This is a genomic window from Paenibacillus sp. PK4536 (genome assembly GCF_028594455.2).
In the GTDB taxonomy this organism is placed as follows: domain Bacteria; phylum Bacillota; class Bacilli; order Paenibacillales; family Paenibacillaceae; genus Saccharibacillus; species Saccharibacillus nuruki.
Genome location: NZ_CP126313.1, coordinates 3,243,402 through 3,257,494, shown reverse-complemented (window position 1 = coordinate 3,257,494; position 14,093 = coordinate 3,243,402). Strand labels below are relative to the sequence as shown.

At 40.2% G+C, this 14,093-nt stretch carries 9 protein-coding genes; all 9 read right to left on the bottom strand.

What is annotated here, in order from left to right; all coding sequences use genetic code 11:
- Positions 1–247: 247 nt before the first annotated feature.
- The 9 genes from odhB to PO903_RS14655 all read right to left on the bottom strand — a co-directional run bounded on the left by odhB (position 248) and on the right by PO903_RS14655 (position 13,833).
- A complete protein-coding gene (gene odhB / locus PO903_RS14695; RefSeq protein ID WP_137222797.1) occupies positions 248–1,543 on the bottom strand; it encodes a 2-oxoglutarate dehydrogenase complex dihydrolipoyllysine-residue succinyltransferase in 1,296 nt (431 codons plus the stop codon).
- Positions 1,540–4,440, bottom strand: a complete 2,901-nt coding sequence (locus PO903_RS14690) for a 2-oxoglutarate dehydrogenase E1 component (protein ID WP_069325870.1) — start codon at positions 4,438–4,440, stop codon at positions 1,540–1,542. Before PO903_RS14690 ends, odhB begins: the two co-directional genes overlap by 4 nt.
- A 495-nt stretch (positions 4,441–4,935) precedes the next feature.
- Positions 4,936–5,385 (bottom strand): GNAT family N-acetyltransferase, encoded by a 450-nt coding sequence (locus PO903_RS14685; protein ID WP_137222795.1) that lies wholly within the window; start codon positions 5,383–5,385, stop codon positions 4,936–4,938.
- A gap of 302 nt (positions 5,386–5,687) precedes the next feature.
- Positions 5,688–8,096, bottom strand: coding sequence for a glycoside hydrolase family 94 protein (locus PO903_RS14680; protein WP_273593760.1), 2,409 nt, complete (start codon positions 8,094–8,096; stop codon positions 5,688–5,690).
- Positions 8,097–8,207: 111 nt separating this feature from the next.
- On the bottom strand, positions 8,208–9,032 hold the full coding sequence (locus PO903_RS14675; protein ID WP_069325867.1) for a carbohydrate ABC transporter permease: 825 nt from the start codon (positions 9,030–9,032) through the stop codon (positions 8,208–8,210).
- A 51-nt stretch (positions 9,033–9,083) separates the two neighbouring features.
- Positions 9,084–9,989 (bottom strand): carbohydrate ABC transporter permease, encoded by a 906-nt coding sequence (locus PO903_RS14670; protein WP_069325866.1) that lies wholly within the window; start codon positions 9,987–9,989, stop codon positions 9,084–9,086.
- A 145-nt stretch (positions 9,990–10,134) separates the two neighbouring features.
- Positions 10,135–11,397 (bottom strand): sugar ABC transporter substrate-binding protein, encoded by a 1,263-nt coding sequence (locus tag PO903_RS14665; protein ID WP_069325865.1) that lies wholly within the window; start codon positions 11,395–11,397, stop codon positions 10,135–10,137.
- A 111-nt stretch (positions 11,398–11,508) separates the two neighbouring features.
- Complete coding sequence (locus tag PO903_RS14660; protein ID WP_069325864.1) at positions 11,509–12,768, bottom strand: sugar ABC transporter substrate-binding protein; 1,260 nt, start codon at positions 12,766–12,768, stop codon at positions 11,509–11,511.
- 69 nt (positions 12,769–12,837) lie between these two features.
- Positions 12,838–13,833, bottom strand: a complete 996-nt coding sequence (locus PO903_RS14655) for a LacI family DNA-binding transcriptional regulator (protein ID WP_069325863.1) — start codon at positions 13,831–13,833, stop codon at positions 12,838–12,840.
- Between the last annotated feature and the right edge of the window lie 260 nt (positions 13,834–14,093).

The following is a 14,093-nucleotide window of genomic DNA, read 5'->3' as shown; positions in this document are numbered from 1 at the left end:
ATCTATTTTCAGCCTGTAATCAATATACCCAAAAGCTTACATATTGAATAACAGTATCGAATGAAAAGAATGACATATGATAGAGTTGGATTAATACGATATTACTTTTTCTATTTAAAATATTATGTAATCTCAATATATTCGCTAACGCTTGATTCTAATAATCCGATCAATTCTTCATCCATAAACAAATAAAATATAAAAAAGGAACTTCCAACGATCTGGAAGTTCCTTTTTTGATAATAAATTAGCCTTCGATCAACAATGTTTCTGGATCTTCAAGCAATTCTTTGACTTTAACGAGGAAGCTTACTGCTTCGCTACCGTCAATAATACGGTGATCATATGACAATGCGATATACATCATCGGACGATTTTCCATACGTTCTGCATCAATTGCTACCGGACGAAGCTGGATTTTGTGCATACCCAGAATCGCTACTTGCGGTGCATTCAAGATTGGCGTTGAAAGCAAGGAACCAAATACACCACCGTTGGTGATTGTAAATGTACCTCCTTGAAGCTCAGACAATCCTAATGTGTTTGAACGTGCTTTAGAAGCTAACGTTGCGATTTCTTTTTCGATTTGTGCAAAACCTAGACGGTCTGCATCACGAACAACAGGAACCACAAGACCTTCTTTAGCAGATACCGCAATACCGATATCATAGAATTTCTTCACAATAACATCATCGCCATCAATCTCAGCATTGACCATAGGGAACTTTTTAAGTGCCCCTACAACTGCTTTGGTGAAGAAAGACATAAATCCTAGACCTACATCATATTTCTCTTTAAACGCATCTTTACGGCGTTTACGAACATCCAAGATCGCTGTCATGTCTACTTCATTAAATGTTGTTAACATTGCAGCATTATGCTGAGCTTCAACTAGACGATTCGCAATCGTGCGACGACGACGTGACATCGGTTGACGATCTGCCGGTTTAGCTGGATTGTTCTCAACAGGTTTTTTAGCAGGTGCAGCTTCAGATTTCGCTGGTGCTGGTTTGTCACCATGTTTGCGTACATCGTCTGGATTGACTCTGCCGATCGGATCGTTGCTTTGTACCGATCCTAGATCAATACCACGCTCACGAGCTAACTTGCGAGCAGCCGGTGTACCGATAGCATCCCCATTATCTGGTTTGCTTGTTACAGCATTTGTCGATTTATCGGTTGCTTTTTCAGCAGCAGGCTCAGCACCTTTTGCTGGGTAGTTAATTGTAACGACATCATCTGATTTACTTTCAGGCTTCGATTCTGGAGCTGGTTTGGATTCAGATGCAGCAGGTTTGCTACTTCCACTTCCAGCACCGATCACACCTACAGATTCACCGACTTGTACTGTTTCACCTTCTTGCTTGGTGATAGACTCTACAACTCCATCTTCTTCGGCACTGATCTCCAAGTTGACTTTATCTGTCTCAAGCTCAAGCAGTACATCTCCTTGACTGACAGTGTCTCCTTCTTTCACAACCCATTTTGATACCGTTCCTTCGGTTATAGACTCGCCCATTTCGGGTACTTTAATTTCACTCACAGCCGACTACCTCCCAGGGATATGTTGTTCTGTAAAGAATTTTGTTTGAGTGCTAATCCTAGTATACGCTGTTGTTCGATGGCGTGAATATGTTGATAACCACTAGCCGGGCTAGAACGTTCTGGACGACCGATATAACTTACCGCTACACCTTCTTGTGCCAAATCGCGCAAGCGTGCATCAGTATATCTCCAGTATCCCATGTTTTGCGGTTCTTCTTGTAACCAGATAATTTCTTGCAAGTTCGTAAACTCTGCTAGAACAGCATTGATTTCTTCTTTCGGGAATGGATACAGTTGTTCTACACGAATCACATGTAACCAAGAGTAGTCTTCTTCTTTGTTTTTATCCAAAGCCTCTTCGAGATCGATCGCTACTTTACCCGTACAAAGGATCACACGTTGTACAGCATTCTTTTTGTCGCCCAGACCTTTTTGTTGCAAAATCGGTTGGAACGTTCCTTCACTAAATTCCGCAGGTGATGAAGCAACACGCGGATTACGAATTAGACTTTTCGGTGCCATCACCACTAATGGACGTACATTTTCTTCCTGAGTACTACGTGCCTGACGGCGAAGTAGATGGAAGTATTGTGACGCAGAAGTCAGGTTAGCTACAGTAAAGTTATCTTCGGCTGCCAATTGCAAGAAGCGTTCTGGACGAGCACTAGAATGCTCAGGTCCCATACCTTCATGACCATGTGGCAACAACATCACAAGACTGGATTTTTGTGTCCATTTACTACGTCCAGCTGAGATAAACTGGTCAATAATAACTTGCGCTGCATTAGTGAAATCGCCGTATTGTGCTTCCCAGATTACTAATGTTTCCGGTGCATACACATTGTATCCATATTCAAATCCAAGTACTGAAGCTTCAGACAATGGACTGTTATGAATAGCGAATGATGCTTTCGCTTCTGGCAAACGATGTAACGGACAGAAAGGTTCACCTGTCTGTGCATCATGCAATACTAGATTACGATGAGCAAATGTCGCACGTTCTACATCTTGTCCAGTAATCCGAATAGGCTTACCATCTGCTAAGATTGAAGCAAATGCCAGTGTTTCTGCATGTCCCCAATCAACTTTGCCTTCTGGACTAAGTGCAGTTGCACGACGTTCCAGAATACGCTGTAGTTTAGGATACACATTGAAGTTTTCTGGCCATTTCAGCAATCCCTCGTTGATCGTGTTGAGTAGATTAGCAGGAACTCCAGTAGAAGCTTCAGGTGTTTTGCTATCTGCTTCCAGACGATTTAGAGGTGCATTGGAATCTTCAGTATGATCTGTTTTCACTTCTTCGTAGATCGATTTTAGATGATCTTGGATTTCAGCTTTGAACTGCTCATAACGTTTTTCATCCACAACACCTTGCTTCGCCAATTTGTTACCATATAGTGAAGCTACACGAAGGTGATTCTTCACTTTGCCATACATAATGGGTTGAGTCGTTTCAGGATCATCTGTTTCATTATGACCATAACGACGATACCCAATCAGATCAATCAAGAAATCTTTTTTAAATAAATTACGATATTCAGTCGCCATAGCTACAGCACGTAGACAAGCTTCTGGATCATCTGCGTTCACATGGATAATTGGAATCTCATATCCTTTAGCAAGATCACTTGCATAATGAGTCGAACGTGAATCTCCACTGTCTGTTGTGAAGCCTAGACGGTTATTAACAATAATATGAATAGTACCGCCATTTTGATAACCTGTTAGCTGATTAAAGTTAAGCGTCTCTGCGACAATACCTTCACCTGCGAATGCGGCATCACCATGCATGATGATAGCTGCTGCTTTGTCAGGGTCTTGGCGAGGATAACCTTTGTCTGTACGATCATCCTGTGCAGCACGAGTAAATCCTTCAACCACCGGGTTAACATATTCCAAATGACTTGGATTGTTTGCCAGTGTCAGACGAGTTTCAAAGCTTTGCCCTTCTGGAGTAACAGAACGATGTGCACCTAAATGGTACTTCACATCACCTGTCCAGCCAAAAGTAACACCCATCGAGCCTTCAGAAGGCATTGTGTCTTTATTGGGTGAATGATGGAACTCGGAGAAAATCTTGCTGTATGGCTTACCAAGAACATGAGCCAATACATTTAGACGACCACGATGCGCCATTCCCATTAAGACATGTCTTGCGCCACTACGTGCAGCAATACGTACGATTGAATCTAGCATCGGTACAAGGACATCATTACCTTCGATTGAGAAGCGCTTTTGTCCAATAAATGTACGATGTAAGAATTCTTCAAATTGTTCGACTTCCACTAGACGCTTGAACAATTCAATGCGTTCTTCGTCATCCAATGAAAGTGTAGACGATCCTGTTTCAACTTGACGGTTAAGCCAGTTACGCTCTTTTTCATCATGTACATGTGCAAATTCATAAGCCAGTGGACCTGTATACTTCTTACGCAACATCTGGATAGCTTCCCATCCGTCTTTTGCTTCAGGAGGTGCATTTTCCCAGATCAATGATGCTGGTAATTGTGCAAGGTCACGTTGTCCCAGTCCGTATTGCTCTGGATCAAGTAAACGAACATCAGTCGCTGTACTTAGTCCAAGCGGATCAATGTCCGCTGCCAGATGCCCGTATGTACGGATATTCCATACTAAACGTTCGGCTGCAACCGCTTTCTTAAGCAAATTAGTGTCTACTTTAGCTGGTGTTTCTGTACTACTACTTACCACTGTTTGACCAGATGATACGGTAACAGGAGCAACAGGCTCTCCATAACGTTCAAAAAGTTCACGGTATCCTTCATCTACAGAATTCGGATCTTGTTTGTACAGTTCATATTGTTCTTGTACATACCCCAAATTGGGTCCGTAATACGATTCCCACAGCCATGGTTGGTTTGATTCGTCGATTGTCATCGAGGATTCCCTCCGTCTTGAATTTTTTGTGAATATATTTGTGACGGAATTGCAACATATTTAATTATACCTCTATATGATTGATCACAAAATAGCCTAGAATTAGACTATGAACGAGTAAAACGTCTTTTTTTCAAGAAAACGTTTTCTCACGCTGCACATAAAGAGTTATTCAGGTTTTTTAGCCCTTTTACGGCTATTTTTAATCCAAATACAGGAAAACAGAGATTTTGAGAATAGACATATCGCATTTTGTATATATCATTCTGCACATTCTAGTTGAATACTGAGCAGTGCATGCCCCCTCATTCGTACTAAATTACTCTTTACTCTTCCCATTCTACAATACATAGGTATGAATTTCCAATTTAAATGCTTACTATTTTTACCCAAATCTTCCTGAGATTGATTTCGTAGCAAAAAGGACATGCAAAAAAGTGTCACCACTACTTCACACATCCTCCTTTTTTTGTTCACTTTTGAGATCATTTGCGATTACGATGTTGTGATACGCATCATATCGATATGAGGAATATCGTCTTCTAGATACATTTCTGAGATCGGTTCAAATCCATAACTGCTATAAAATTTCTCTAAGTAATGCTGAGCTTGGATTTTAATTTTGTCTTCTTTCAATTCATGCTGAATAAATTCGATACTTTTACGGAATAGCTCTTGCGCTAATCCTTTTCCACGATATTCACGCTTTACAATCACTCGACCGATAGAAGCTTCTGGATAGGCTACACCGGAAGGAAGAAGTCTTGAATACGCAACAATCTGACCCTCTTCTTCTTTGTAAAGATGATAGCTGGCGATATCTTTACCATCTACTTCTTGATAAGGGCAGTTCTGTTCAACCACAAAAATAGCTGTTCGTTCTTGCAAAATGCGATACATTTCTAAAGATGTTAATTCATCAAACGTTTTGATATGCCAACTCATCGTATCTCTCCTCTTACACTCACTTCTTCATGTTTACATTGGATGAATGAAATTTGATAGGGTTATTTGTAATTCACTTTAACATTTCAGATCATTATTCGTAAAATATTTTGTGCATCTTTTATGCATCTATAATTTATTTTCAAAAAACGAGATTGCTGATATAGAGAAAAGCTCTGTCTGTCCGAATATACGACTTCAGATCAAGTCAGTATCACGAACAGACAGAGCTATTTATAATTTGTTTATGATTTCATGCTTACATATGCTTTGATCTATTCAGACAAGATCGATAGAACATATTAACCCATAATGACTTTAACTTCGTGTTCTTTACCATCACGGAAATCTGGCAAGATATTGCCTTCGATTACTTTACCGTCGACTTTGATTTCTTTAATACCACGAGCTACCCCTGCTGCATTATCTACATGCAGATTATACGTAGCTCCACGGAAAGCACGACGATACGTGAACTCTTTCCAGTCTTTCGGAATACTTGGATCTACCAATAGACCTTCATTCTCAGCACGTACGCCTAGAATCCAGTTCGTTGCCATACGTTGTAACCACTGCGAAGAACCGGTATACCATGTCCAGCCTCCACGACCATAGTTAGGTGAGATTGGACCATCCGAGTTACCTGGTGTTACATACGGCTCGCCTACATAACCATTAGGATCATCAGAACGGTTAGGTGGACAAATTTTGCTATACGCTTCATACGCTTTCTCTGGTTGACCAATCAGTGTATACGCCCATACTGCCCAAGTAGCTGCATGCGTATAGACACCTCCGTTTTCACGTAAGCCTGGAGCATAGCGAGTAATATAACCGATATCACGACGAACTTTAGTATAAGCAGGGTACAATAGCAAAGCACCATGATCACGTAGTAAATGTTTACTTACGCTATCCATTGCTTGTTGTCCACGCTCTTGATCAGCTACGCCAGAGATAACAGCCCACATCTGTGGATTCAAGAAGATTTGACCTTCTTCATTTTCTTTCGATCCTACTTTTAAACCATCATCGTTGGTCGCTTGTAGATACCACTCGCCATCCCAACCATATTTGTTCAATGCTGCTTTTAAGCTACCTTGTACTTCAACCATTTTATCTGCAAAGACTTGATCGCCACGTTTGGCTGCTACTGGTGCAAAGTTACCTAGGATAAGGTATAAGAACTCACCTACCCAGAAGCTTTCACCTCTCCACTCATAACCAATCGCACTTAGACCATCATTCCAGTCATGTTCACCCATCAATGGAACACCACGTGGGCTAAAGCGTAAGAATGTTTTCTCAATCGCCAATTTACAATGCTCATATACCGTTGCTTCTCCACCATCAAGGAACGGAGTAACTTCATCTAAGATATCGTAGTCCTGTGTTTCTTTCAGATACGCATCCATGATGAACGGAAGCCATAACAAGTCATCTGAACAACGTGTACGAGGACCGCCGCCACGAATCGTGAACCACCAGTGAAGTACATCACCTTCTTGGAATTGTTGAGAAGCATGCATAAGAATTTGTTTACGCATCAGTTCTGGCTTGCTTGTTAAGAAAATCTGAGAATCTTGCAATTGGTCACGGTAACCATATCCTGCACTTGTTTGATAATAGGCTGTTTTACCCCATAGACGACAAGAGATAGATTGATACTTCAACCATACATTAGTCATAATATTCATCGCTGGATCAGGAGTGTGAATTTCTTCAACATCAATGAGTTCACTCCAGAATGCATGTACATCTTGAAGTGTACGTTCTGCTGCTTCTACGGTTGTATATTTTTGGATCAATGCATCTGCATCTTCTTTTTCTTGCTCTGCTGCACCAATTGTAAATACAACGGTATGTGAAGCGCCTGCTTCTAAGTTAATCGCTACACGTAAAGAAGCTGTAGCATCACCAAAGCGTCCACTATTACCTGCTAATTCTTTATCAATCATTGCTTGTGGACGAGATTCTTCTCCATACATACCTACAAATGATTCTTTGTCTGCATCAAAAGAAGAAGGGGTTTCACTTGCCGCATGGAACGCTGTATAAGGCCAGCTTACATTGTTACTGCGTCCTTTTTCATCCGGGAAGCTCCATAAGTATTTTTCAAGCTGAATCGCGTTCAGGTCTTGTTTATATTCAGAGTTCATAAAGATTTTGTGGAATTCACGATGCTCATCTGGCGCAAAACCTGGAGCCCATTCAAAATAAGTCGTTGCATCCAGTTCACGCGCTGTTGTGCTGTTATTAGTTACTTTGAGCTGCATAATTTCAAGTGGTGCATCAGGAGCTACAAATACGGTTAACTCACTGCGAATGCCATCCACCTGTTGTGTAAATACGCTATAACCAATACCATGACGTACTTCGTAGAATTCATATTCTGCCATAACGGGTTTCCAGCCTGCTGACCAGAACTTACCTGAGTTACGATCACGTAGATAAATAAATTTACCCCATGAATCTTTAATCACATCTTGGAAAAGACGAGTGATTCGGTTCTGCCCTGCATTACCACGCCATGAGCAACCGCCACCTGCTTGCGATACCATAAAGGAGTAATCGCCATTACTGATAATATTGCTCCACGGACGTGGTGTGCGTGGATTGGTAATTACATATTCACGACCATTTTCTGTAAAATAACCATATTCATTTTGGAAAAGTCCTGTTTGTTGTGTTTGATTTTTTATTGTTGACATTCAATATCCCTCCAAAAAGTAAACTTGTATTCTTCTATCCAAAATACGTTCTCGTAGAACGAATTGTCTCTTGTGCTGCTACAGCATTGTAATTATGATTCAGGTATGAAATTACTTCATACCTGAAATGGTGTATCCTTCGATAATATGACGCTGCATAAAGATAAACAGAATAACGATCGGTACAACCATGAATGAAGCACCTGCCATCTGAATAGCAAAGTCACCACCATATTGACCTTTCAATAATGATAATCCAACTGATAACGTGTATAGATTTTCATCATTGGCAATAATCAACGGCCACAAGAAACTGTTCCATCCGCCGATAAAGGTTAAGATCCCTTGTACTGCAAAGATTGGCTTCGCAATCGGAATTACCAATTGGAAGAATGTACGTAATTCACTGGCTCCATCCAATCGTGCTGCTTCGATCAAGTCAGCCGGAATGGTTGTCATAAATTGACGGAATAAGAAAATACCAAACGCATTAACCATACCTGGCAAAACAATACCTGCCATTGTATTGGTTAGGTTCATCTGATTCAGCAATAGATAGACTGGAATCATTGTAACTTGAGAAGGAATCATCATTGTTCCTAATACAAGATAGTAGAGAACATTACGACCCGGGAATTCGAACTTAGCAAATGCATACCCTGCTGCCGCATTTAAAAATAAACCAATAAAGGAGAAAAATACGATAACTAATGTGTTCCACAAATAGGTCGCAAATCTCATCTCTGTAAATAGACGTACATAGTTCTCAAGCGTAGCTTGTTGTGGCCAGAACTTCGGTGTTAAGGCTACAACTTCACTTTCTGGTTTGAAGGATGCAAGAATCATCCATACAAAAGGGATACACATCGCTATACTCCCAAGAAGTAGCAGCGTAATCACTATCGTTTTGTAGACCGGTTTGACTTGAATATCCATTTTGGAACCTCCCTTCATACTTTGTTCTGTTTATTGAGCTGACTACAGAACTTAGTATTCTACATCGCTGTCTTTTTTACGTACTTTGAACTGGATCATTGTTACAAGAATAATGATTGCAAATAGAACAATAGAACCTGCTGCTGCATAACCAAAGTTATTGCGTTGGAACCCTGTGTTGTAAATAAATAATGCCATAGACATCGTGCTGTTAATTGGACCACCTTTGGTCATAACAAGCGGCTCTTCAAAAAATTGAATCCAGCCGATTAGTGTTGTAATCGATACGAAAAAAGTAGCAAAGCTGAGCAAAGGAACCGTAATCTTAGTCAACTGTTCCCAACGGCTTGCTCCATCAATCTGAGCAGCTTCATAGTACGTACGCGGAATCCCTTGTAACGCTGCTAAGAAAATGATCATATTCAGACCGATTGCTTTCCACACCGCCATAATAATCAGTGAGAACTTAGCAATAACAGGATCTTGTAACCAACTGACAGGATCGATCCCGATAAAGCCTAACATCTGATTAATGAGACCATATTGAGAGTTATACAAATATCCCCAGATTACAGCTACAGCTACGATATTTGTAATCGAAGGCATGTAGTAAATCACTCGGAAAGATTTGAAAAGCCAACTGGTACCCTGATTAATCAAAATCGCAATGGCCATCGAAATAAGAACAACTGAAGGAACACCAACGACTACAAAAATAAGAGTATTGAACATCGACTTCTGGAATGTTGCATCCGAGAACAATCGAACAAAGTTATCAAATCCATTAAATTTGATATTCGAGAAGTCAGCCAATCCCGATAAGTTCATGTTTGTAAAACTGATGAAAATAGCGATAAAGATAGGAATAAATGAAAACAAAAACAAAATAATTAGCGTGGGTGCAATAAATAAATACGGATATTTATATTTGTTTAATTTTTGCAAAGCGTTTTGCATATTGGATTCCCTCCTTCACAGAAGTTTTGACATTCTGGTGTACTATCGATCTCATCCAGATTCACCGTAGATCATTTCATCTAAGCTGGAATCGGATGAGAACAATAGCTAATGTAAATATTTTAAATATAGTTTTGGCAGGTGCTTATTCTGCGAGTAGACTATCTGCGCCTGTGTTTACTTCTTCCATCTGTTCTTTGATATCTGCTCCACCAATCGTAATTTGTTGTAGAGCAGCTTTGATCAGATCACCGATCGATTCCCATGATTTCACAAATGGAGATGGGCGTGCTGTATCGAGTTGGTCACGGAATGTTTGAACAATAGGTTTATTGTTAAAGACTTCGTTATCCCAAGCTTTCATGTTGGCAGGTAGATCCTGATCATGTTTATACTTAGCAACTTGTGTTTCAGGATCACTCATGAAAGCAATAAATTTAGCTGCATCATCTTTGTTGGCTGCACTACTGAATACACTCCAGTTAGATCCACCTAAAATAGAAGCGCTTTTGCCACCTTCTTCTTTTGGAGGAATTACAGCTGTTGCCCATTGATCTGATTTCAGATCAGGTAGATCTGTTTTGATCTGATTCGCAGACCACGGACCACTCACGAACATTGGAATTAAGCCTTGACCAAATGAAGGCAATAATTTGATATCGCTCTCGTTAGGTGTTAATCCTTCTTTAAAGAAGCTAGTCAAATACTCAATCGTTTCGATATAAGCAGGTTGATTGAACTGTGCTTTGTTATCACTACTGATGACTTCACTGCCATTTTCCCAAGCATAAGGCAAGGTGAATGCTGCATCCTGAGTATCTAACAAAATACCGTATCTTCCTTTGCTTTTATCTGTTAATTTGGTAGCTGCATCTTTTAGTTCAGCCCAACTCTTCGGAGCTTCGTTATAACCTACTTGTTTCAACAAATCTGTACGATAGAACAGTACGCGAGTCTCCAAGTACCATGGAATACCGACTAACTGATCGTTAACCGTCATGGTTTCTTGAGCACCTTTGAAAAAGTTCTCTGGTTTGAGATTAGGAAATTCTTCTGTGTATGGAGTCAGATCAAGCAATGCTCCGGCTTCAGCAAATTCTGGAATCCATGTGGTACCCATTTGGATAACATCCGGTCCTTTTTTGGAAGCGACCGCAGTTAGCAATTTATCATGAGCGTTATCCCATGGAATAAACTGAGTTTCTACTTTAATGTCTGGATATTTTTTTTCAAAAGCAGGGATCAGTGTCGAAATGGCATTATCTTCTCCACCCATTCCCCATACTTTCAATACACGTTTACCATCTGAAGTTGTGGTCACCCCTGCTTCTTCTTTATTTCCACAAGCAGCTAATACTAATGAACTGATCAGTAACAATACCAACATTGATTTCCACATTTTAAACATTCATTTCACCCCGTTTATTTAGTAAAGGCATATGAATCTTTGGCAAAGGATACTACTCAAACTTATCAAGATTGTGTTGGGCAGCACCTCTGCCCTGTGGATATCATGAGATTAGTTGGCCAATAAATCATCAGCCTGGCTGTTCACCTGATCCATTTGTTCTTGAACGTCAGCGCCACCGATTGTAATTTCTTGCATCGCTGCTTTGATTAGATCAGCAATACTTTCCCAAGGTTTTACGAATGGAGCTGGACGTGCTGTATCCATTTGTGTACGGAACGTTTGAATATCTTTGTTAGAAGCAAGTGATTTGTCTTCCCATGCTTTGGTTGTAGAAGGTAAATCTTTGGTCAATTCATACCATTTCACTTGTACAGATGGTTCATTCATGTACGAAATAAATTTAGCTCCATCGTCTTTATTTGCTGCACTGCTGAATACCGATAGACTAGATCCACCTAAGATAGAAGCACTTTTACCGTTTTCATCTTTAGCTGGAATCGTAACCGTACCCCATTGATCGTCTTTTAGATCAGGCAATTCATCTTTGATCTGTTGTACAGACCATGGTCCACTGATAAACATAGGGATAATACCTTCACCAAATGATGGTAGAAGTTTCAAATCGACTTGAGAAGGTGCTAGTTTTTCAGTAAAGAAGCTACTCAAGTATTTAACAGCCTCTACATATTGCGGTTGATTAAATTGAGCTTTGTTGTCACTACTAATCACTTCACTACCATTTTCCCAAGCAAACGGAAGTGTAAATACTTGATCCTGGCTATCTAGCAAAATACCATAGTTACCATTGCCTCTAGCTGCCAATTTGGTTGCTGCATCTTTCAATTCAGCCCACGTTTTTGGTGGTTCGTTATAACCAACTTGTTTTAGCAAATCTGCACGGTAGAATAATACGCGAGTATCGATATACCATGGAATACCAACCAATTGATCGTTGTATGTCATTGTTTGTTGAGCACCTTTGAAGAAGTTATCTACTTTCAGATTTGGATATTTCTCTGTGTAAGAAGATAAATCTAGCAATGCTCCAGCATCTGCAAATTCAGGAATCCAACCCAGTCCCATTTGCACAACATCAGGACCTTTTTTAGAAGCGACAGCCGTTAGCAATTTGTCATGGGCATTATCCCAAGGAATCGCTTGCACTTCGACTTTGATATCCGGGTTAGCTTTTTCAAAATCAGGTACGATCTTAGCAAGTGCTGTTCCTTCTGCACCCATCCCCCATACTTTCAATACACGTTTGCCATCTGCTGTTGTTGCCGCTGCTTCTTCTTTGTTGCCACATGCTGACAAGATCAGAGAAAAGATCAACATACAAGCTACAACGGTTTTCCATGTTTTTGTCATTCAATTCACCTCTTTATTATTATAGAAAATGCTTACAATCCATCTTGCTTGTGATGAATCAGATGTAACTTATAAAGGAGCTCGTACAGTCCCCCGGGAAACTAACTCAGTATCCAGTTTGTATTGCGGACTTACAGTCTCTCCTTTTAAAATCTGAAAAATCAGATGTACAGCTAATGCCCCTACTTCATAATCTGGCTGTCTTACTGTAGTCAAAGACGGTGTCAAAAATCGGGCTTGCACAATATCATCAAAACCGATAACCGATATATCATCAGGAACAACAATTCCAGCTTCATTCAAAGCCGTAATGCCTCCTAATGCCATCTCATCATTTGCAAAAAATACAGCCTCTGGAATTTCTCCTTGCGCAATCATTAATTTGACTGCACGATAACCGCCTTCTTCTGTGAAATTGCCGATCAGATTCCAGCGTGGTTCAATCGTTAAGCCATGCTTATTCATCGCTTGTACAAAGCCGTTATAGCGGTCTTTGTTGTGCTTACTGCTTGCCGGACCGGATACATAAGCAATTTTGCGATGTCCTGCTTCGATCAGATGCTCAGTAGCTAAAATGCCACCTTTTTCATTATCTGCTTCAACATAACAAACACTTTCATGCTCTAACCTTCGATCTAACATAACAATCGGGAATCCTTCACGAGCCGATTCCAAAATCGTACGATCTGGAATATTGTGAGCAAGGATAATCGCTCCATCTACTCTTTTCTCTTTGATAAACTTCACAGCTGTTGATGATTCTCCACCAATTGAGCTACAAGCAATCAAGTCATATCCATTGTTCAGGCTCACTTCTTGCACGCCTTTGATCAATCTAGAGTAATACGGACCGGATAGATCGCTTAACAGTAGAGCAATCGTATTTGTTTTGGAACGCTTAAGATCAGAAGCAATCCCATTCTTCTGATAATTCAACTGTTTAGCAGCAACAATCACTTTATCGCGTGTTTTAGGACTAACTCTTCCGATTCCATTTAGCGCATAGGACGCAGTCGATACTGCGACACCCGCTAAAGCGGCTACATCCTTGATCGTTGCTCCCATTGACTTCCCCCCTGGTGTTAATTTGCTAATCGAAACGTTTCGATAAAATCATAAAAAAATGATTTACCCTTTTCTACCAACACCTTAAATGTAGATATAAAAAATGGATTTTTATGGATTTTTAGCTAAAATAGCTAATTTTATGCGCTTTATTCACTAATTTATAGTGTATTCTGCATAAAATGAATAATGTATTGTTTTATACCATTTTGTCGAAACGTTTCTACACGCTTATTATATATCTGCTTGTAACCGATTTC